Genomic DNA, 22,097 nt, shown 5'->3' with positions numbered 1-22,097 from the left:
TTTAATCCTTTTGATGGCCGTAAACACGCGGCTGAGTGTAATAGTCAATCAGCGGTACGCATATATTAGCCAGCAATACAGCGAAAGCAACGCCATCCGGATATCCGCCGAAGCTGCGAATTAACCAGATCAGCAGTCCAATCAGCGCACCGTAGAGTAAACGACCCCGGTCGGTCGTCGAAGCGGTGACCGGATCGGTAGCAATAAAAAATGCCCCAAGCATAGTGGCACCTGAGAACAGATGAATCACTGGGCTGTTGAGCGAAGCGGGCGAGAACAGCCAGCCCAGCGTTGCGCAGAAGGCCAGCGACAGCAACATGGCAGCCGGGATATGCCAGCGAATGGCGTTTTTCCATAACAGGAACAAACCGCCCACCAGATAACCCAGGTTAACCCACTGCCAGCCCAGACCTGCGAGCACACCACTGTAAATAGGCTGGGCCAGAAGTTGCGCGGCGCTGTGGCCGGCGCGCAGGCCGGTTTTGAATGTATCAAGCGGCGTGGCCTGGCTGACGCCATCGGCACCGAGCTGCAGCTGCTGCATCGTGTCGCCCGCAAGAGTTTGGCCGGTAAAAATCATACTAAGTGAATCGAGCATGCCCGGTTTAATCATCTGTAACGCGTCCGGCGGCATCCAACTGGTCATCTGAACCGGAAACGAGATCAGTAGCACCACATAGCCTACCATCGCCGGATTAAAGGGATTTTGTCCCAGTCCACCGTAAAGCTGCTTGGCGATCACAATCGCAAAGACGGTACCGATCACGACCAGCCACCAGGGCGCCAGCGAGGGGATGCTGATTCCCAGCAGAATGGCCGTCAGGAGGGCTGAATTATCCGCAAGGCTGGCAGCAACCGGGCTTTTGCGTAAACGCAGGATGGCCGCTTCGGTAAGCAACGCCGTTACCGAGGCCAGAATCACCTGCAACAGCGTGCCCACGCCAAAGAAATAACACTGCGCTGCAAAGCCCGGCAGCGCAGCCAACACGACCAGCATCATGATGTTACCGGTGCTGCGCCGGTTATGGGTATAAGGTGAACTTGCTATACGAAAAGCCATTTAGTCCTCAGGTGTCAATGTCGATTGCGCTTTACGCGCTTTGGCACGTTCGATAGCAGCCGCAATAGCGGCTTTGCGCGCATCTGTAGGGTGCTCAAGTTCCGGCGCCTGTTCGGCTTCAGCATTTGCATTATTGGCTTGTTCTTGCGCCATTTCCGCCTGCTCGACGTCACGATGCGCCTCTGTCGCGGCCAGCGCAGCATCGCGAGAAGCGTCCTCAGCGCGAGCCAGGGCGGCGGCGGCTTTCTTCGCTTTAGCCCGCTCAACGGCGGCGGCCACGGCGGCCTTGCGCGGGTCCTCCGGCGGAGCGGGCTGCACATCCTCAGTACTTTCAGCGGCGGCGGTGGCCTGCGCGGCTTTCTTCGCTTTGGCGCGCTCAACGGCGGCGGCCACGGCGGCCTTGCGCGGATCTTCCGGCGGGGCGGGCTGCACATCCTCACTACCTTCGGCGGCGGCAGCCTGCGCGGCTTTCTTCGCTTTGGCGCGCTCCACGGCGGCGGCCACGGCGGCCTTGCGCGGGTCCTCCGGCGGGGCGGGCTGCACATCCTCACTACCTTCCGCGGCGGCGGCCTGCGCGGCTTTCTTCGCTTTGGCCCGCTCAACGGCGGCGGCCACGGCGGCCTTGCGCGGGTCCTCTGGCGGGGCGGGCTGCACATCCTCACTATCTTCCGCGGCGGCGGCCTGCGCGGCTTTCTTCGCTTTGGCCCGCTCAACGGCGGCGGCCACGGCGGCCTTGCGCGGGTCTTCCGGCGGGGCGGGCTGCACATCTTCAGTACTTTCCGCGGCGGCGGCCTGCGCGGCTTTCTTCGCTTTGGCCCGCTCAACGGCGGCGGCAACGGCGGCCTTGCGCGGATCCTCCGTCACCTCTTCAGACGCGTCCGGTACGGCTGATTTTTTTGCTTTAGCACGCGCAATAGCGGCTTCAACCGCCGCTTTGCGTGGATCGGTCGTCTGGCGGCTCAGTGCCTGAGTTTCCGACTGGGCTTCAGCCTGGCGCAAGCGAGCCTGAGCATGGCGAGCTTCGGCGACGGCCTCTTCGTTTCCACCAGATTTTGCTTTCGCACGTGCCTGAGCCGCAGCCAGTTCAGCACTGTCGCTACGCGCTACGCGCTGCTTCGCCTCTGCATGGCGTGCTTCACGTGCCTGTTTTTCCCGTTCAAGTCGTGCCTGACGCGCTTCAAACCGTGCTTTCGCTTCCAGCGTCCGTTTGGCTTCCAGATCGATAGCCCGCAACTCGGCTTTTTCTTGGCGGTAATACTGCACCAGCGGGATGTTGCTGGGACAAACATAGGCGCAGGCACCGCATTCAATACAGTCATCAATATGGTGCGCACGGGCTTTATCATGGTCGCCGCCCTTGCTGTACCAGTAAAGCTGCTGCGGCAGCAGCTTAGCCGGGCAGGCATCAGCACAGGCAGAGCAGCGAATACAGGACTGCTCCTGCTCGTCGTTGCCCATTTCCGTGCTGGACGGAGCCAGAATACAGTTGGTGATTTTAACCACCGGGACATCCAGTGACGGCAGGGTAAAGCCCATCAGCGGGCCGCCCATAATCACCATCTGGCGTGGCGAGGGATGAAAACCGACCTGATGAAGCAGATGACTGATGGGCGTACCCAACCGGCTCCACACATTACGTGGCTGGGCGATGGCCTCACCTGTCAGCGTGACCACGCGCTCGGTGATGGGCTCGCCATTAATGATGGCGCGCTTAACCGCCCAGGCTGTGCCGACGTTCTGCATCAGCACGCCAATGTCCGTTGATCGTCCGCCGTGCGGCACTTCCCTACCGGTAAGAATTTTGGTGAGTTGTTTGGCACCGCCCGAAGGATATTTGGTTGGAATGACGCGAATCTGAAGATCGCGCTCACCGCCCAGCGCCTGTTTCAGAGCGGCGATGGCTTCAGGCTTATTATCTTCGATGCCAATTAAAACGCGATCGGCCTGTAAGACCCAGGCCAGAATCCGGCTGCCTTCCAGCACTTCGGCAGCGTAATCCTGCATCAGCCGATCGTCAGCGGTGATATAGGGCTCACACTCGGCGGCATTGATAATCAGCGTTTTAACGCCCTGCAGGCCGCCTTTCAGCTTGGTTGCGGTCGGGAAGCCCGCGCCGCCCAGACCGGCGATGCCGGCATCGTGAATGCGTTTCAGGATGGCGGCTCGGTCATGCTGTCGGTAGTCCGGCAGCGGCTCCAGCGGCATCCAGCGGTCTTCGCCATCTGGCGTCAGGAATATACACAGCTCTGACAGACCCGAAGGGTGAGCCGTCATGTGATGGGCAATATCCTCGATGATGCCGGAAGTCGGCGCATGCACCGGCAGCATTCTGCCCTGACCGAACGTCAGTGGCTGACCGCGTAGTACGCGATCGCCCGGCGATACGCAGATCTCACCTTCATGACCAATATGCTGTTTCAGCGGAATAATAAACCGGTGCGGCAGCGGCAGTTCGGCCAGCGGCGTGCCGTTAGACTGGGTTTTCATTTCAGGCGGATGAATGCCGCCCTGAAAATCCCAGGTCTTCTCTTTTTTTAGAAAATTTAGCAGATTAAGCATGACTCTCTACCGGGATCACCCGAACAGGAATGGTTTCAAGATCCCATTTCCAGTTGGCCGTGGTGGTGGCAACCGGACGCATCTCAATACAATCGGTAGGACAAGGCGCGACGCACAGGTCGCAGCCCGTACACACGTCGCTCAGCACGGTGTGCATGGCGCGTGTTGCGCCAACGATGGCATCAACCGGACAGGCCTGAATACATTTCGTGCAGCCAATACAGTTTGCTTCGTCTATCCATGCCACGGTGCGCACGGGCGCTTTGGCTTCTTCGTCGCCATCAATCGGCTGTGGCTCAACGTTGAGCAGGGCCGCCAGCTTCAGCATGGTCTGTTCGCCACCGGGCGCACATTTGTTGATGGCTTCACCGTTGTTGCCCACCGCATCGGCATAGGGACGGCAGCCAGGATAACCGCACTGGCCGCACTGGCTTTGCGGAAGAACAGCGTCGATCTGCTCAACAATGGGATCTTCTTCAACCTCAAAGCGTCGTGAGGCGTAACCCAGCAGGGCGCCAAACACAAGGCTAAGGGCGCTTAAAACCGCAACCGCTATCCAAATCGCACTCATCAGAATTTCACCAAACCGGTAAAGCCCATAAACGCCAGTGCCATCAGGCCTGCGGTGATCAGCGCGATCGAGTTTCCTTTGAACGGGGCAGGCACGTTTGCCAGAACCAGGCGCTCACGCATACCGGCAAACAGCACCATGACAAGCGAGAAGCCCAGCGAGGCGCTGAATCCATACAGCGCCGCCTGCAGGAAGGTGTGGTTGAGGTTAACACTCAACAAGGGAACGCCCAGCACCGCGCAGTTGGTGGTAATCAGCGGCAGGAAAATACCCAGCAGTCGGTAAAGCGACGGGCTGGTTTTGCGCACCACCATTTCGGTGAACTGCACAACCACGGCGATCACCAGAATATAGGCCATGGTGCGCAGGTACACTAAGTCCAGTGGCACCAGAATAAGATGGTTCACCAGCCATGCACAAACAGAGGCCAGTGTGATAACAAATGTGGTGGCGAGGCCCATGCCAATCGCCGTTTCCAGTTTTTTGGAAACGCCCATAAAGGGACACAGGCCGAGGAACTTCACCAAAACGAAGTTATTCACCAGCACAGTACCCACAAACAGAAGAAGATAATCGGTCATTTTTTCGCCTGAATGCCAGAAAGCGGCTTATTATCATTGATAAAACGCGGTATCACAACTGTGACACAACATTGTCTACGGACAACCGCACTCAGGATTAAACTGTTGGCGATAATTTTGGCCTCACCGCTGAGTAAACGTCGCTTTTACCCGTGCTGAACGCTTGAAATAAGGCACAAAAATTGCCGCCGCCGCCAGAGACAGCAGTAACGTCTGAATCGCCCGGGCGTCAGAAACCGGCGTGAAGGCAAAGGTCTTCAGGGCCAGCAGCACGGTAATCAGCAACCAGACAATATAGTGGCGGGGCAGCCGGGAAGAGCGCTTAAAGAAAATCCACACAACCCACATGCTGTAAGCCCACAGTGCGGTGGCGGTGAAAAGCGAAATGGCCCAGTAGGTGGTGACGAGCGAACTGTGATTAAACAGGGTGGCACGCCATTGCGTATCAAACAGCGGTGTCAGATACATGGCCATCACCAGCGCCGTGGTGAGCAGCGTCATCAGCAACCATGCCAACGGCACTAAAAGCCAGCCACCAATGCGGGGTGAGGCATCCTGTGTGTTCATTGCGGTTAATCCTGTCTCAATGTCAGAAGCGGCTCAGAATAGCATGTTAAGACAGAAGGGAAACATTATGACCAGGCGCTTTCAGACGTTATTTTGAACCCTGGAATTATACCACGTAGCGCCATACCGATTTAGGTACGCAGCCCAGATCAAACAGACGGCCACCGGATACCAGCTCCGCACGACGATGATCGGCAGCCCGATACATATTGATGATATCTGTGTTGTCAGAAAGGGAATAATTCAGATGGTCGTAGAGTTTTTCCAGACTGTCGAGGTTATTTACTTTGCGGAATTTTAAAAGATAATCGTGCGCAGTCATTTTTTATCATAACGAATGGATGAGAAAGAATGCCAAGTATAGGGAGACACCCGCCTGTGTCCAGTTCTGCCACTCAAAAAAAGCAAAAATCAGACAATCACGAGAGATTGCTCGCTAAACAACCCTTTTCATCATTTTCGTGCACGCTAAACGTCGCCACCGTTATCAGGTCAGGTGCTCTACGGGGCGTAGGATGTTTGGGTTGATCAGACCTGGTAACTTTTTATTGGTTTATATGTACGAATCGACTGCCATTAATTCCCGTTTCCCGCGCCAGACAAAGAGAACGTCAGTAAACCCTCAACAAAGGCTTTTAGCGGAATCGTTTCATTCGATATACAGGGCCGTATAGGGATGTGCTGGAAATCACAAAATGCACTTTTTGTCGCCGAATAAGGGCCATAACTCATTCTGTACGCCTCCCTGTAATCGTTTTCAACTGGCCTACACTTAAGCGATTCTGTTTATTACATTTATTTATCATAAGTTGAAAAAACACACAGGCGTTTTGTCCATAACCCCTGATGAAATTCGCCCTCATGAAACGCGTAACCCCTTTAAATCGCTCGATTTTGTGAAGCGTGTCGCCCTAATTTACTTTTTTTTACGTCAGTCTTGATGGGCACTTTACCCTATACAGCAAACGCCCTTCAGAGGAATAAAAACTATGTGGAAACGTTTACTCCTGACCACGCTGGTCAGCGCCGCATTAAGTGGCTCAGTGTTAGCGGCGGAAATGACAGTGGGATTCTCACAGGTAGGTTCGGAATCCGGCTGGCGCTCGGCTGAAACCAATGTGGCAAAAAGCGAAGCCAAAAAACGCGGCATCAATCTGAAGATTGCCGATGGACAACAAAAACAAGAAAACCAAATCAAGGCCGTGCGTTCATTTATTGCGCAGGGCGTTGATGCCATCTTTATCGCACCCGTGGTTCAGACGGGCTGGGAGCCGGTATTAGAAGAAGCTAAAGACGCGAAAATCCCGGTTTACCTGCTGGATCGCGCCATTGTGGTGAAAGACAATTCGCTGTATCAGGCTGTCGTAACGGCAGATAACGTGCTGGAAGGTAAGCTTATCGGTGACTGGCTGGTGAAAACGGTAGGCGACAAGAAGTGTAACGTCGTCGAACTTCAAGGCACGGTAGGTGCCAGCGTCGCCATTGACCGCAAAAAAGGCTTTGCCGAAGCCATCAGCGGTCATCCTAATATTAAAATTATCCGTTCTCAGTCTGGCGACTTCACCCGCAGTAAAGGTAAAGAAGTCATGGAAAGCTTTATCAAAGCCGAGAATAACGGCAAAAACATTTGCATGGTTTACGCCCATAACGATGACATGGCCATCGGTGCCATTCAGGCCATCAAAGAGGCCGGCCTGAAACCGGGCAAAGACATCCTGACCGGTTCGATTGACGGTGTACCTGATATCTATAAAGCCATGCTGGCAGGCGAAGCCAATGCAAACGTGGAGTTAACGCCAGACATGGCAGGCCCGGCATTTGACGCGCTGGAAAAATTCAAAAAAGACGGCACGCTGCCGCCAAAAATTATCAGGACACAATCAAAACTCTTTTTACCTGCTGACGCGCAGGCCGAGTTAGACAAGAAAAAGAACATGGGTTACTAAGCCGCAGGCCGCCCTTCGGGGCGGTTTTCTATGATGTAGGGCGGAGTTGACAGCATGACCACACACAACGAACAACCTCTTTTAGCCATCAGCGGCGTCAGTAAAGGCTTCCCCGGCGTCAAAGCGCTGGACGATGTGTCTTTCAGCCTGCGTAAAGGCGAGATCATGGCGCTGTTGGGTGAAAACGGCGCCGGAAAATCCACACTGATAAAAGTCCTGACCGGCGTTTACACCCGGGACAGTGGCACCGTCACGTTAAACGGCCAGGCGATATCGCCGCACAGCACCGCCGAAGCCCAGGATATTGGTATCGGTACGGTTTATCAGGAAGTTAACCTGCTGCCCAACATGTCGGTGGCAGATAACCTGTATATCGGACGTGAACCGCGTCGTTTTGGCATGATCGATCGTAAGCGCATGGTTCGCGATGCCGATGCCTTGATGCGTAATTACGGTTTTGCCCTTGATGTCACCCGGCCCCTTGGCCACTATTCGGTCGCCATGCAGCAGATCATTGCCATCTGCCGGGCTGTCGATCTTTCTGCGCAGGTCCTGATTCTGGATGAACCTACTGCCAGCCTGGACGCCAGCGAAGTTGAAATGCTGTTTACCCTCATGACGCAGCTAAAAAATCGCGGCATGAGTCTGATTTTCGTCACGCATTTTCTGGATCAGGTTTATCGCATCACCGACCGCATCACCGTACTGCGCAATGGTAAATTCATCGCCACGCATGATACGGCAACGCTGCCGCAGATTGAACTGGTGAAACTGATGATTGGCCGTGAGCTGATGGCGACCGCACTGCAGCGTCAGGGCAGCACGCTACGCAGTAATCAGCCTGTCGTGTCTTTTGAAGATTACGGCAAGAAAGGCACCATCGAGCCTTTCAGCCTGCAGGTCAGGCCCGGCGAAGTGGTGGGACTTGCCGGACTGCTGGGCTCCGGACGGACTGAAACGGCCGAAGTGTTATTTGGTATTCGTCGCGCCGATCGCGGTACGGCAAAGATCAAAGGCAAAGTTGAACACATTCGCACGCCCGCTCAGGCCTCACGCCTGGGCATGGGGTTCTGTCCGGAAGACCGCAAAACCGACGGTATCATTGGTGCGGCCTCGGTGCGGGAAAACATTATTCTGGCCCTGCAGGCGCAGCGCGGCTGGTTACGGCCGATAAAAAAACGGGAACAGCAGGCGATTGCCGAACGTTTTATTAAAAGTCTGGGTATTCGCACGCCGCATGCAGAGCAGCCCGTTGAACTGTTATCGGGCGGCAATCAGCAAAAGGTTCTGCTGTCACGCTGGCTGGTGACAAAACCGCAGTTCCTGATCCTGGATGAACCGACGCGCGGCATTGATGTGGGCGCCCATGCGGAAATTATCCGCCTCATTGAGTCGCTGTGTGCCGATGGTCTGGCGCTGCTGGTTATCTCTTCAGAGCTGGAAGAGCTGGTCGGCTACGCCGATCGTGTATTGATCATGCGTGATCTGAAACAGGTGGCTGAAATTCCGCTGGAGCAGCTTTCAGTGGCGGCAATTGTTAACGCTATTGCTGACGGAGGTACGCAGCATGCTTGAATCCCCGGTCACCGCGACCAAACCTCAACGTCGCAAGTTCAGGCTGCCGCCCGGCATGCCGCAGATTATTGCCCTGCTGCTGGTGCTGTTAGTTGACAGCCTGGTCGCAAATAACTTCTTTGCGATTCATCTTCAGGATGGACGGCTGTTTGGCAGTCCGATCGACATTATCAACCGCGCCGCGCCTGTTGCTTTACTGGCCATCGGCATGACGCTGGTCATCGCCACCGGCGGGATCGACCTGTCGGTCGGGGCCGTAATGGCGATTGCCGGTGCCACCGCCGCTACGCTGACCGTCGCCGGGCACGGTGTACCCTTTATCATTATGGTGACGCTGGCCAGCGGTCTGGCCTGCGGCATATGGAACGGCATTCTGGTGGCCTTACTCCGTATCCAGCCGTTTGTTGCAACGCTGATTTTAATGGTCGCCGGACGCGGTATTGCTCAGCTTATTACTCAGGGGCAAATCGTAACCTTTAATAACGACAGCCTTGGCTGGTTTGGGAATGGAGCGCTGTGGTTGTTACCGGTGCCGGTCTGGATCACGGTGGCGGTTGCGTTGCTGGTCTGGCTACTGGCGCGTAAAACCGCACTGGGGCTGTTCATCGAAGCCGTGGGCATTAACCTGCGTGCCGCGCGCAATGCTGGCGTGAATGGCTGGCTGGTGGTGATGTCCACCTACGCCATCAGCGGCCTTTGCGCGGCGGTAGCCGGCCTGATTGTGGCGGCGGATATTCGTGGCGCAGATGCTAACAATGCCGGATTGTGGCTGGAACTGGATGCGATTCTCGCCGTGGTCATCGGCGGAGCGTCCCTGATGGGCGGCCGGTTTAACATCGTGCTGTCACTGACAGGTGCGCTGATTATTCAGTCAATGAACACCGGTATTCTACTGTCTGGCTTTCCGCCAGAGTTGAATCAGGTGGTAAAGGCGATAGTGGTCATGTGCGTTCTGCTTCTGCAATCCCCGCGCTTTATTGCAATGTTTAAACGGAGACGTCCATCATGATTAAACGTCATCTGCCTCTGATGATCACGCTACTGGTGTTCGTCATGGGCTATCTGTTTTGCCTGAGCCAGTTTCCCGGCTTTGCTTCCACGCGGGTGATCTGTAACATTTTGACGGATAACGCCTTCCTCGGCATTATCGCTGTCGGTATGACCTTTGTGATTTTATCGGGCGGCATTGATCTTTCGGTGGGGGCCGTCATTGCGTTTTCGGGTGTATTTTTGGCAAAGGTTATCGGTGACTATCACCTCAACCCCGTTCTGGCGTTCGCCCTCATCCTGAGTATGGGAGCGATGTTTGGTGCCATGATGGGCTGGCTGATTGATGCGCTGAAAATTCCCGCCTTTATTATCACCCTGGCGGGCATGTTTTTTCTGCGCGGCTGCAGTTACCTGGTCTCTGAGAATTCTATTCCAATCGATCATCCTCTTTACGCCACGCTGTCCAGCATGGCATGGAAGGTTCCGGGGGGCGGGCGGCTGAGTTTGCTGGCGCTGATCATGCTGGTGGTGGTAGCGGGCGGGATCATTCTGGCGCACCGCACCCGCTTTGGTAATCAGGTTTATGCGATTGGCGGCAGCCTGACTTCCGCGCAACTCATGGGCATTTCAACCCGTGCTACCACCATTAAAATCTACATGCTGTCGACTACCCTGGCGACGCTGGCTGGCATTGTGTTTTCCATCTATACCTCTGCGGGCTATGCCCTGGCCGGATTGGGCGTGGAACTGGATGCGATTGCCTCTGTCGTGATTGGCGGCACCTTACTCTCGGGTGGCGTGGGCACGGTGCTGGGCACCTTGTTCGGCGTGTTGATTCAGGGACTTATTCAAACCTGGATCAACTTTGACGGCACGCTCAGTTCCTGGTGGACCAAGATTGCTATTGGCATTCTGCTGTTTGCGTTTATCGCGTTACAGCGCCTGCTGACGGTGATGTGGGATCGTCAACGGAACGCGCCGGTGAAACGGCTGATTTAATAAGCTCATGGCGGCGCTGATGCGCCGCTTTTTTCGAAGAGCAGGTGGCGCAACCCATAATCGGTAATAACAGGTGAGAGAGCATCAGTGAATAACCACTGCCTGAAAAGGGATTATTCTTCTTGCGGGTGCATGCGCTGTATCACATCATGCCAGTCTGGATGTTCTCAATCACAGATAAAGTATGTCCATTCCCCTGCGTTATGTCGGCTTGTTATTGGCAGCAGGTCATAGCGCATTTGCAATGAATGCCTGTCCCGTAGGTATTTGGCCTGTTTCAGAAGATGTGAATGACGGCCAGCCTCTTTTTCACAGCAGAATAAGGTTAATGATGGAGAAGAGGGTGCCCGCGGTATAACGGCGTCACCAGAATGCCAGTCCGGCAAGCGCTGTTATACCGCCTTTATTAGCGCGATGTCGCTGATTAGCGAGAGTAAAAGGGTGACGTTTAGCCGTTAAACGCTTTGTTTTTTGCAGACATTGCTAATATCTTTTGAATAATGATGGCAAATAACAGAGACCTGCTGTGGGAATGAATAAAACCTATAAACCCTCGTTAAAAGGGCTCCTGTGCCTGCATTCTGTTGGTTGCATAGTGATTACTGCACTCATGCTGATATTGGTGGTGGGCGTTGTTCTTAAGGTTCAGACCGAAAAAAGAATTATTGAATCTAACACCGCCTATGCCCGTAAGCTTGCTGATATGACCGACAGTACATTCAGAACGGCACAAAAAGAGCTTGCATACAGTGCCAGCCAGATTAAACGTTTTGATGACAAGCAGGCATTACAGCGTGAAGCTGACAGATTAAGACTGCAATCGGATATGTTCAGTTCAGTCGTGATGCTGACCCCAGACGGTCACGTTGCGGTATCCTCTCCACCAGGTTTACTGCCTGTTGGTACGTCTTTAAATGTTGCCCCTGAGCAGTTGATAGCGGTTAAAAAGGGCGCGTTCGTATCAGAACCCCTTACGCCTTACACAGGTAACTATCTCATTTTTTTGTCGAACCCGGTCTATTCCGCTTCAGGAGCATATCTTGGTTATATTGCAGGATCTATTTACCTGAAAAGAAAAAGTATTTTAAGCCGCCTGATGAGTCATCATTTTTACACGGATAAAACAACGATCAGCATTGTCTCAGATACTGGAGAAGTCATTTATTCACCTGATAAGACGCTGACAGGAAAAAACAATCCTTTGCCTGGCAGCCTGACCACACACCTGAATCAGGCCAGCAGCGGGGGATTAAAGACAACGTTAGAACAACGTGACTGCCTGCTAGGCTATTCAGATGTTATCAAAACCAACTGGCACGTATTCGTATGCGTTTCGCCTGATGTGGTCACCACAACGCTCACGCTTATCGCTAAAGATGTGTTGGTTTATGGACTGGTGATAGCTTTGCTATTGGTCGGTGTAAGTATCTTTGTTTCCTCGCAGATTTCCAAACCGCTCGAAAGACTCGCTCGCCTGACCAGTTCTACGACAACCAGGCATTTGCCGCCCAAAATCAAGGGTATTAAAACGTGGTATAAAGAATCCGACAGACTGAAAAAAGCGTTTATGACTTATTCCAAAACAATTAATAAAACCTTTGCCATATTACGTGATGATGCAATAACCGATCATCTGACCAAATTGTATAACCGACGTGGATTTGAGCAACTTACCGCGCCTTACCTTTCTTCTCAAAATGAACATTGTCTTGCCTCATTCGATATTGATTACTTCAAGCGCATTAATGATCACTATGGGCATGATATCGGTGATAAAACGTTAGTGGCCGTCGCGATGTTTATAAAAGAAGGCTGCCGCACTACCGACATTGTTTGTCGGTTTGGTGGCGAAGAATTTGTTGTTTTCTTTCCGAATACACCAATCTCAGAAGCTGAATCTATTGCAAATCGCATCCGGGAACATATCGCCAGTGCGCAATTTAGCGAAGTAGGAAAAATGACCCTATCAGCTGGCGTGGAGAGTTTAGCTCACCATAACAACAATATTGAGGAAACATTGCTTTTCGTTGACCAATGGTTGTATCAGGCAAAGCATGAGGGGCGAAACAGAGTTGTTTCGGCCAGAAGTAAACTGATTTCGTCGTAAAACATGTGCACGACGTCAAGATTATCAATAATGAGATCTCAGCGTCGTGCAGTGGATCAGAGTGACAAACCATAAAAAAGGGCTAACTACTTCTTTCACAAATGAAAAGTGGCGTAGTCTCAGAGTAAAACAGCCAGGCTTTATCACCGTATGGCCTGATTTTCAGCAGCAGAGGCTTCCCTTTTTCAATAAAGAAATCAGGTAACCATTTTCTTTGATCCTGAACGCTCATGGTCATTTGTGGTGAGTTGATGACCAAGTCTGAAATCAGGTGATAATAATAGCCCTGTTCACGATACGAGAAAGATATGGTTTTACTCAAATAACCATCCTCTTTATTTTTTTCATGAAGTGTACCAGAGAGAGCCAGAATCCCTTTGCCATCCTGGATATTTTGAGAAATAAATAAGTTTAGCGTACTATCTTGCCACTGATAAGAAACATCCGCTTTACATGATATACGGTGTTCCCGATTGCCACTGAAGGGGTAAAATAAAAGAGCGATAAGGCATAGCCCTGTCAGAAACAGAATTTTATTCATCATTGAAATTCTTAACATAATAATGAGAGAGACAGTTTGCCCGAATTGTAGCGTGCAAGGGATGCTGGCACTGAAAGTAAGAGAGTCTGTCAGAATTTTTAAAAAATGTCATATAGATATATTGACTGTCTTTACAGTTGATATCCAAATCATCTACGCGTTTTTTTAACTCCGCGTTATTGAGCCAGGCGTCTGAGTTATTAAAAATCACGCAGCCTTTATAGTCCATGCTGTGAGCGAAAACAGGCTCTGCCGATGGCGGTTCGACTTTGATAAAGATAAAGATACAGCAAAAAGAAACGAAAGTGATGGCGGTAAAAAAAACGCTTTTCAAAGAGAATCGTGCCAACAATATTTCTGTTTTTGTTAGCCATGACGAGTGAGCACGCTGACGTGTTGAGGGTAAAACCGTCTTATCATCTTTATCCTCCTCGCCATCTGTCTGCTGTAATACGGCTGGAGAGGCACTCTCATGCGATTCTGTGTTTTCTTCTGACGAAAGAGGTTGGTCATTTTTTTCACTTGAGACAGTTGCTGAAGAAGCTGTAACGGTATTTTCTTTCATCACCACGGTTTGTGGTGACAGGATAAAACCACGCCGAGGCATCGTTCGAATGATGTCTTCCTGCAGTCCGGCTTTACTCAGTGCTCGCCTGAGGCTGGATATATTCTGATAGAGTGACGTAGAGGTTGGCTCCATGCCAAAGCGACGCCATGCATAGTCAAAAAACTGTTGATGAGTGACTAACTCACCGACATTTTCAATGAGCAACTCGAAGCATAGTGATGCTGAAGCACTAATGATTGCCGGATTGCCTTTGCCAGTGATTCTTTTTTTTTCGGGTTCAAAAACCAGAAAGTGATTAAGTGTAATCTTTCGGCTCAAAGTGCTCTCCATCTGTACCAAAAGAAATGGACATGATTGCCCTTCTATTTGAAAGGGATCAATAGATTAAATGTGTTATCTGAATCGACATCAGCATAATGCTGAATAATTTCCAAATCAAATTAAATAAAAGAGTTTTATTAGTATACCTTTGATTTTCTTAATTTAAGTGGAGTGCGGAATATAGGGTTGTCATCCTAAATCATTGATTTTGTTGTTTATTATTTTAAATAGGGTTAGAAAGAAATATGAATGTTTTTAGAGGGTCCCTGAAGCAGGTTTTAGGTTTTAGATGCAGCCCGCTGTCGCACGCGAAAGACAGCAGATAATGATGTTAAAACGTGCGATTAACTTCTCAAAATTTTTTCTAATAAGATTTATATGTATTCTCATTTGCCCTGTCAGTCAGACGTGTTGGTCAACGGCAGGTGTCAGATTCATTAGAACTCTCATTTACTTACGCGCTTGCTGCCCTTCACGGCATCATTCAAAACAGGCGTTGTTACAGGCGTTGTTATCAGCATACGCACGCCTGTTAAAGATGCGAATAGTTACGTCGTTTCATAAGCCGTCAGCGATATCCTTATCGGAGGCCGGCGTAGTTGGATGCGCGTAATCTCCAGGTCGTGCAGACAGACATCATGCGACCGGTGAATGTTTGGGCGAGGATAAAATCTGCGCCATCATGGCTTAGCAACGCATCGTAGATATCATGTAATGAATATCCCGCTGTAACAAATACCGCTCTCATCGACCTGACAGAATGTATCTCGTTTCCTGATCTCCTGACGTTAAGTATCAAAAATGCGCTACCCAGGCATGGGGTCCAATGTTCTGAGAACGTTACGGTTTACACAGCACTTTCTTTTTCAAACATATTACTGATTTAACGGGAAGGTAGAAGTGAAACGGAAACCTTTTCTGGAATGACTATTTGAGTGAAAGATATGACGGTCAGTCAATGTAAGCCAGGAATGAAATAAAGGAGTAAAATAGTCAGGAATGAAACATCTTCAGTAATTCATTCAGGCCGAGTGACTAACGACAGCGTCAGGCTGGACGTTTGCCTAATTTAAACGTATTTAGCAGGCAATGAAACAGCGTCAATCAGATGTGACGGCATGGCGTTGTGTTTACCGAGGCTTCGACACAGAAAAAAATGGAAAGCGACTGGAGAGGGCAGGCCTATCCGGCAGGTGTCTGTTGCAGTCTTTAAAAAGACGGATCTACACAGTGATAAGGAAATATCAGGAGTTAAAACGAATTTTTATTTTCTTAAAATAATAAAAAAAGCATCGCTTTAAGTTTAGGTTAAAAAGCACCCTCTATCTTATTGATTTTAAACAATAAAAAACAAAAGATTATTATATATAAAAAGAGATTAATTCATATGGTGATTTCAATGTTTAACGTTATATTTCTCACCGCATTAAGCCTGAGCGGCTTATGTCGATTTTTTTATACAGAGATAAGGAAGAATAACGTGTCTTTTAATAAAACAGTATTAGCGTTAAGTTTTACCACCAGTGCATTATTTTGCCATACAGCCATGGCGGGAACGGACATTAATGTTCATGGCATCATTGCGCCGAACGCCTGTACAGCAAGTGTTGTAGGTGGTGAGGCTCTTGACTGGGGGATCACTCAGCACAAAGATCTTAATCAAACCGCGGTCAATACCTTTGCAGCGAAACAAGTGACATTACAGGTAAGTTGTCCCTCAGCGCAGAAAGTGGCATTCTGGGCGACCGACCCCAATGAAAGCAGTGCTATGGTGGGTGTGAATACCAATAACAGAAGTGGGCATGCAGATAGTACGCGTATTTTTGGTTTAGGGATGGATCCGGTAACGGGAAATAAATTGGGGAATTTTACCCTCAGCCCTGTTTCATCAACGGTAGACGGCGTGACCAATACGACCTCTTTCGGTTACCAGAATAGTGGTTCGCATAGTGGCACTGCGTTCGGTCGTGTGTTGAATGCCGATTGGAGTTATAAGAAAACGGAAGACTGGACACCATGGGATGAAACGACCAGTGCACCAGCCTCAGGAAAAGTTATTTCATGGGTGTTTGACGTCGAACCGCAATTAAATGCCGGAAATATGATAACGAATGCGCAACAGGTTGACTGGCAGGGTACTGCACAGATTAACGTACGTTATTTCTAATTTATTTTTTTGAGAGCGACAGCAGGCATCTCACTATGAGGTGCCTGATTTTGACATGCAAAAAATATATTATATTGTTACTGTTATTTTCTTTTTGATTTTTATAGCACCAGTGCGGAGTGAAACGCTACATTTTGATTCTAATTTGATGGCTGCGAATGGTATCACCTCTGAGCAGCTTGATAATGCACTTAATCAACATGTAATGCCAGAGCGGGAAACGGAATCTGATATTTACATCAATGGGAAATATATTTTATCAGGAAGGTTTTTTTCGGTTAAAAATGCAGCGGTTTATTCGGAAGAGATAAAATCGAAAGCAGGAATAAAAGCGTTAGCATGGACGCCCTACAAAGCCAAAAATGGCAGTAAATATTTTTATCTGGATAAACAGATTCAGGCTAAATTTGATCGGGCTGATAACACCTTGCGGCTATTAGTCCCTGTAAAATATCTGATTAATCCAGAGGGGAAGCAAAGGTTGAGTGGCGGGATCGGGGCATTTATAAATTACAATACCTATGCCTATCGCTTTTCAGGAGGCGAAACCTCCCTCAACAGTATCAATACAGATTATGAAGCCGGAATTAATATGAACAATACGATTATTCGCTCACATGGTTACTACAGTTCCTTTAGCAACCGAAACGCACGTACGGCGGTTAACACGATACGTGATGGCTATATTGAGCGAGACTATCAAAATGTTCGCGTCCGCGCAGGACGAACAATCGTTAGCGATGGTGGGTTTGGCACGGGCTATATTGATGGTGCCATCATCTCCTCCGCCAACGGCAATGCGACGGCATTTGTGAACTTTAATTATGAAGCTGCAGAAACGCTGACTGTCGAGTTCTGGCAAAATAACTTGCTTCTCTGGAAACAAATCATTCAGAAAGGCCATGCGGAGCTGCGTAATATTCCGGTCGCTGGCTTTAGTGATGACGTTAGGGTATTGGTAAAGCGAGACGGGCAGATCGTTGACTCGCGCATCATCTCACGCGCGCAAATCACCTCTGACCAGGATGGTAACGCGGGCTATTATGCTTTTACGGGACGTACCGTTAGCGGCAGCAGAAGAACGGTAAGCGGTGCCGGTTTCTCCACAACGCTAAATTCAATCTTTGCCCCATCGGTCGCTATGGTCACTGCGTCAGGCTATCGCGGGCTTACGGTCAGCAATACGGCTTTCGAAAAAGATTTTCGCTTTCGCTCCAGCCTGACAAGCGTACAAAATGAGAAAAACCAGAAGGGCCTGAGTTTGGATGTTTCAGGCAGCTATAAAAATACCAGCCTTAATTTTAGTCGTAACAGCCGGCATTTTAGCTACATTGGCCAGGCACGACTCGGGAATTACAATGCACAGCGAAGCAGCATTGGTTTAACGCAGACAAAGCAATTTTCCTATGGCGTGACAGGCGGTATCTCGTTAACACATTATCGTTTCTATGATGCGCCTGGTTTCAATTCATTGTCAGGCAGTCTGAACTTACCAGTGGGAAAAGCTTCGTTGGGCGTAGGCGTCACCTACATGTCTTTAAGCCCCGGACAAACGCAAAAAGATAAGATCAGCCTCAATCTTTTCTTGAGCGTTCCACTGAGTTTCAACAAACACAGCGCTAACTGGCGAAGTCAGTATTACACGTACGGTAACAGAGCGCGCCTGTCGAATTCGCTCAGTGCGCCGGTATCTAAAAACTATACCGTGACTGCCAGCCAGATGCGTACGTCGGGCGCGGGTCGGTCAGAAAGCTACTCGCTGGATAATGCCGTCATGACACCTTACACCACTGCGGATATCTCGCTTTCCCAGGGACGAGATGCCGGAGGCGTATCGCAGACCACCGCGGCATATTTATCCGGTGCTGTTGCCATAAGTAAAGAAGGCGTTATTTTCTCACCAAACCGTATTGGCAATACCTGGGCGGTGGTCGACACAGGCGTCCATCATTATCTTAATGTCGCCTCATTACAAAGTAGTGCGGTCACCAATCATGATGGAAAAGTCATAATTACGCCTGTTGCTGAAGGACGAAATGATTTTATTCGCGTTAGCCCGGAAGGTCTGCCATCAGGTGTAATCATTAAAAACAACGTCAGAGATTTTTCAGCTGTTCGCGGTTCGGTGCCGTTCTTTAAATTTGGCATAGCGGATAACCGTTCAATGCTGCTGAAATGGAGCCATAAACCTTCTGACATTCATCAGAGTGATCTTTTTTATGACGGTTCTGGAAAATTAATTGCCCGTTTCATCGACAAAGATATTCTTTTAATCGATGAAAAAGATATCGGAAAGCTGGAATCAGAAGGTATGTCGTCACCTACGCATTTAAATATGCAATGTAAACTTTCATCTCGTCGTCTGAATCAACAGGAGAGTATTAAAGATGTTATTTTCAACTGCCATGCTTCGTAACGTTTCTATGAGTGTCTTCATATTTACGGGGCTTATTCATGGTGCCAGTGCCGAAATCCTTCCTTCATCATCAGCGGTGTTGATTGAGTCGGGTAAGCAGGAGTCGACTATTGATATTAAGAATAATGGCGATAAAAGTGTGCTGCTTTACAGCAAAATCCGGCGTCTACCCGACGATAATCTGGCCGGTGGCACACTCTATACTGAACCTCAGGCTATTGTAATAGGTCCGGGCGACATCCAGAGCATTCGGGTAATTTACCGTACCAATACGCCGGATGTAAAAGAGCATATCGCCCGCGTCGTGTTTACAGGATTACCACCTAAAGATGAGGTCAGTGATGGAAAGGTAAAAATTCTCATTGGGCAAGATCTGCCGGTCGTGGTTAACGTCAGAAAAGATATCGAGCAAAAAGATATGTGGCAGCGCGTACAATATCAGTTAGTCCGGGGCGATCTCTGTATAAGTAATCCCAGCGCTAAAGTGTTCCGTTTCTCACCTTTGGTTAATATAGATGAAGGCGGTTCGAAAATCACTTTTAAAAAGCCTTATGTTCTTCCTCAGGAGACGTTGTGTGCTACACCTTCTCATCCACTTTCAAAGGGTATGCATCTGAGTATCACCAGCGTCAGTGACTATAATTATGAGTTAAAAACAAACAAAGTCACCCTGTAGTTTATTGCAGGCGCGCTGTTTGAGGTTTTCTGATTCACTATGGAGATAACATGTGTTTAAAGTTATCGGGAAACATGGGGGAATTGTTTTTTTTAACGGGAAACGAAATTGCCATAATAGGGTATTACATGACCGGAATGAAATTACAGCAGATTGCATGCCGGACAGGCATGGATGTGCTGAAAATTAGTTATCATAAACGCACGGTGATGCGTAAGTTAGATGTGAAAAGCAATAAGGATCTTATTCTTTGGTTCATCGCCAATCGTCCCTCTTTTAGTCTTGCGGAGAGGGAGGGTTAGTGCAAATCGAGGATTCATTCAATTAATAACCAACGGTTGTGAGTGGTTTGAATATTTTGGCGAGCGCACCCGGCACTGTGCGGGCGATATGCCTTTCTCTCCGCCATGTAAGTGAGCAGGTGCAGAAAGGTTTATGGCGTTGGAGGCAGTGCTGGCACAACGTTGCGAGGAAAAGGGGGCTTTTGGCCGCTGTGAGGGGACAGATATTGCCGGAGGATTCTGCGCCTGTCTGTCACTGGCGGGGATGAGTGACAGACAGGCGCAGATAATACTGTTTCTGGTGGTGTAACGTCTTAAAATTGTTATCTCAATGTTCTGAGCTAAACGCTTTATTGAATATGAAATCAGCGAAAGGCGAATAAAAGCGGTACAACCGATATGCTAGGAATGAAAATCTGTTCTGTGTGGCTTCGTGCTTAGGATTTCAATCAATTAAACGCGGCGTTTTCAGACGTTATGATGCCGGTTGAGGGAGGCATGATAATCCGGTAGGTACAACCCGGAATTTTCTTAGCAAGTCGTTCACTGAATGCCATCAGGTTAGGGAGGGTGGTATTTTTATATGAGGTTATGATGATGAATGACAGATTCAGATTTGAAGTTGATTATTAATTAAGATTTTTTTTGGTTATTTATGGAGAGATAAAGAAATTATTTCTCCAGCGGAGGAGTTGTGACTTTTATGGATAATGCAAAACGTTGCCTGACATTTACTGAAAATGAAGTGGCGGTTACCTGGTTTTTTATGACCGGGATGACAGTAAGGCAAATAGCCGAATGGATGAGTCTGCAGGAGAAAACAGTCAGTTATTATAAGCGGAGAGTGATGAAAAAAATCGGCGTAAAGAACGATAATGAATTCATTATGTGGTTTTTGGAAAACAGGCTGTCTTACCAGAGGAGCGAGATTGAATTTTCTATCCTCCGTCAGAATAAAAGAGCGATCAGAATAAAGTAAATGTTGCAAAAGGATTTAATTGATATGGGAATTAAAAAGAATGGAAGATGCATCCTTACCACCCTTTTTTTACTGCTATCACTTACAGGTTGTAGCCATAGCATTTCGTCAAAAGCAAACAGGCAAGACTATACGCTGAGCCATGATTATTCTTCGCTTGCCCAAAACGAACGTATTCGTTTCCTGGTTTTTCATTACACGGCCGCTGATAACGCGACATCGTTAAAGCTTCTTACAGGTAATAATGTCAGCGCCCATTACCTTATTCCTGAGTCGCCTGACAATACAGCAGATAAACCCCTCGTCTATCAACTGGTTCATGAAGATAAGCGGGCCTGGCACGCTGGTGTCAGTCACTGGAATGGGCGTGTCAATCTCAATGATTCTTCTGTCGGTGTTGAAATTGTTAATCGTGGTTTTTCAGAAAATATGTTGGGACATAAAACCTGGTATCCCTACGATAAAAAACAAATCAAGGCGCTTGTCGCGTTGTCCAGGCGCATTATCCAGCGTTATAAAATTACCCCTGATAACGTCGTCGGGCATAGTGATATTGCCCCCCTGCGAAAACAAGATCCCGGTAAGTTGTTTCCCTGGAAAAAACTGGCTGCTCAGGGGATCGGGGCCTGGCCGGAAGCGGAGAAAATAAAAAAATATCTCAACGGTCGTCTGCCAACCGCACCTGTGAATGTTCATGAAATGCAGGTGCTACTTAAAACCTATGGATATGATGCTATTCCACAAACGGGTGTGCTGGATGAGGAGACTAAAAAAACCATTCAGGCGTTTCAAATGCACTTCAGACCGGCGCTTGATAACGGCATACCTGATGCGGAAACAGAGGCAATTGCTCGGGCGCTTAACGAACAGTATCGCCCAAAGGCCATTGATTGAAGGGATCATCAACTCAAGGCCAGGCCGCGACGTTGAGCATCGTGCTGTTACGGACGCCAGTCACGCAGAGGCGGGGTGCTGGGTGGGCGGCTAACGGGCACACGTGATGTTTAGGCTAAGTTCTTATAAGGGTTCCTGTCAGTTTGTGAACGGAGCCAGACGGAGATTCATATCGCAATTTTCCGGTGTTAGCTGTTGTGGATTAAACACCTGGTAAGGCATGTGGCGCGTTTCTGTTGTACCCGGCTTTGCCTTCAATACGTCAATCTGACGGGTTGAAGGCAGGAGCCAGCGCGATT

The 22,097-nt window shown here is 49.5% G+C and carries 20 protein-coding genes; 12 read left to right on the top strand and 8 right to left on the bottom strand.

Going from position 1 to position 22,097, the window contains the following annotated elements:
- Position 1: 1 nt before the first annotated feature.
- The 6 genes from rsxD to ydgT form a co-directional block, all read right to left on the bottom strand.
- Complete coding sequence (gene rsxD / locus GKC68_RS11800) at positions 2 to 1,060, bottom strand: electron transport complex subunit RsxD (RefSeq protein WP_058706046.1); 1,059 nt, start codon at positions 1,058 to 1,060, stop codon at positions 2 to 4.
- Positions 1,061 to 3,619 carry an electron transport complex subunit RsxC gene (gene rsxC, locus GKC68_RS11795; protein WP_342656168.1) on the bottom strand — a complete coding sequence of 853 codons (2,559 nt, stop codon included), beginning with the start codon at positions 3,617 to 3,619 and terminating at the stop codon, positions 1,061 to 1,063.
- Complete coding sequence (rsxB, locus tag GKC68_RS11790) at positions 3,612 to 4,190, bottom strand: electron transport complex subunit RsxB (protein WP_013025662.1); 579 nt, start codon at positions 4,188 to 4,190, stop codon at positions 3,612 to 3,614. The genes rsxC and rsxB overlap by 8 nt, the downstream gene beginning before the upstream one ends.
- Positions 4,190 to 4,771: an electron transport complex subunit RsxA gene (rsxA, locus tag GKC68_RS11785; RefSeq protein ID WP_028722370.1), complete on the bottom strand. Its 582-nt coding sequence runs from the start codon at positions 4,769 to 4,771 to the stop codon at positions 4,190 to 4,192. Before rsxA ends, rsxB begins: the two co-directional genes overlap by 1 nt.
- Before the next feature lie 123 nt (positions 4,772 to 4,894).
- Positions 4,895 to 5,338, bottom strand: a complete 444-nt coding sequence (locus tag GKC68_RS11780; RefSeq protein WP_028722369.1) for a DUF2569 domain-containing protein — start codon at positions 5,336 to 5,338, stop codon at positions 4,895 to 4,897.
- Between the two features lie 106 nt (positions 5,339 to 5,444).
- On the bottom strand, positions 5,445 to 5,660 hold the full coding sequence (ydgT, locus tag GKC68_RS11775) for a transcription modulator YdgT (RefSeq protein ID WP_014605919.1): 216 nt from the start codon (positions 5,658 to 5,660) through the stop codon (positions 5,445 to 5,447).
- Between the two features lie 667 nt (positions 5,661 to 6,327).
- On the opposite strand from ydgT, the gene ytfQ reads away from it, so the two are divergent.
- From ytfQ to GKC68_RS11750, 5 genes are all read left to right on the top strand, one after another.
- Entirely contained in the window at positions 6,328 to 7,284 is a 957-nt protein-coding gene (gene ytfQ / locus GKC68_RS11770) for a galactofuranose ABC transporter, galactofuranose-binding protein YtfQ (RefSeq protein WP_047714710.1), read from the top strand.
- A gap of 54 nt (positions 7,285 to 7,338) precedes the next feature.
- Positions 7,339 to 8,859, top strand: coding sequence for a sugar ABC transporter ATP-binding protein (locus GKC68_RS11765; RefSeq protein WP_019105279.1), 1,521 nt, complete (start codon positions 7,339 to 7,341; stop codon positions 8,857 to 8,859).
- A complete protein-coding gene (gene ytfT, locus GKC68_RS11760; RefSeq protein ID WP_028722367.1) occupies positions 8,852 to 9,868 on the top strand; it encodes a galactofuranose ABC transporter, ATP-binding protein YtfT in 1,017 nt (338 codons plus the stop codon). The genes GKC68_RS11765 and ytfT overlap by 8 nt, the downstream gene beginning before the upstream one ends.
- Positions 9,865 to 10,848: a galactofuranose ABC transporter, permease protein YjfF gene (gene yjfF, locus GKC68_RS11755; protein ID WP_342656167.1), complete on the top strand. Its 984-nt coding sequence runs from the start codon at positions 9,865 to 9,867 to the stop codon at positions 10,846 to 10,848. Before ytfT ends, yjfF begins: the two co-directional genes overlap by 4 nt.
- Before the next feature lie 526 nt (positions 10,849 to 11,374).
- Positions 11,375 to 12,955 carry a sensor domain-containing diguanylate cyclase gene (locus GKC68_RS11750; protein ID WP_342656166.1) on the top strand — a complete coding sequence of 527 codons (1,581 nt, stop codon included), beginning with the start codon at positions 11,375 to 11,377 and terminating at the stop codon, positions 12,953 to 12,955.
- Between the two features lie 82 nt (positions 12,956 to 13,037).
- Here the strand turns inward: GKC68_RS11750 and GKC68_RS11745 are convergent, their stop codons facing one another.
- A complete protein-coding gene (locus tag GKC68_RS11745) occupies positions 13,038 to 13,496 on the bottom strand; it encodes a hypothetical protein (protein WP_342656890.1) in 459 nt (152 codons plus the stop codon).
- Entirely contained in the window at positions 13,489 to 14,382 is an 894-nt protein-coding gene (locus GKC68_RS11740) for a winged helix-turn-helix domain-containing protein (RefSeq protein ID WP_342656165.1), read from the bottom strand. Before GKC68_RS11740 ends, GKC68_RS11745 begins: the two co-directional genes overlap by 8 nt.
- 1,402 nt (positions 14,383 to 15,784) lie before the next feature.
- On the opposite strand from GKC68_RS11740, the gene GKC68_RS11735 reads away from it, so the two are divergent.
- The 7 genes from GKC68_RS11735 (at position 15,785) to GKC68_RS11705 (ending at position 21,798) form a co-directional block, all read left to right on the top strand.
- Entirely contained in the window at positions 15,785 to 16,552 is a 768-nt protein-coding gene (locus tag GKC68_RS11735) for a DUF1120 domain-containing protein (protein ID WP_264215350.1), read from the top strand.
- Between the two features lie 55 nt (positions 16,553 to 16,607).
- Complete coding sequence (locus GKC68_RS11730) at positions 16,608 to 18,968, top strand: fimbrial biogenesis outer membrane usher protein (RefSeq protein WP_342656164.1); 2,361 nt, start codon at positions 16,608 to 16,610, stop codon at positions 18,966 to 18,968.
- Positions 18,940 to 19,644, top strand: coding sequence for a fimbria/pilus periplasmic chaperone (locus GKC68_RS11725; RefSeq protein ID WP_110982952.1), 705 nt, complete (start codon positions 18,940 to 18,942; stop codon positions 19,642 to 19,644). Before GKC68_RS11730 ends, GKC68_RS11725 begins: the two co-directional genes overlap by 29 nt.
- A 50-nt stretch (positions 19,645 to 19,694) precedes the next feature.
- Positions 19,695 to 19,946, top strand: a complete 252-nt coding sequence (locus GKC68_RS11720; RefSeq protein ID WP_342656163.1) for a LuxR C-terminal-related transcriptional regulator — start codon at positions 19,695 to 19,697, stop codon at positions 19,944 to 19,946.
- Positions 19,947 to 20,079: 133 nt separating this feature from the next.
- Positions 20,080 to 20,235, top strand: coding sequence for a hypothetical protein (locus tag GKC68_RS11715; protein ID WP_155276893.1), 156 nt, complete (start codon positions 20,080 to 20,082; stop codon positions 20,233 to 20,235).
- Positions 20,236 to 20,628: 393 nt separating this feature from the next.
- Entirely contained in the window at positions 20,629 to 20,904 is a 276-nt protein-coding gene (locus GKC68_RS11710) for a LuxR C-terminal-related transcriptional regulator (protein ID WP_028722358.1), read from the top strand.
- Positions 20,905 to 21,798, top strand: coding sequence for an N-acetylmuramoyl-L-alanine amidase (locus tag GKC68_RS11705; protein ID WP_342656162.1), 894 nt, complete (start codon positions 20,905 to 20,907; stop codon positions 21,796 to 21,798).
- The last annotated feature ends 299 nt before the right edge of the window (positions 21,799 to 22,097 follow it).

Source organism: Pantoea sp. RSPAM1, assembly GCF_038816185.1.
Taxonomy (GTDB): domain Bacteria; phylum Pseudomonadota; class Gammaproteobacteria; order Enterobacterales; family Enterobacteriaceae; genus Pantoea; species Pantoea ananatis.
The sequence above is the reverse complement of the archived record's forward strand: the minus strand, read 5'-3'. Positions and strand labels throughout refer to the sequence as shown.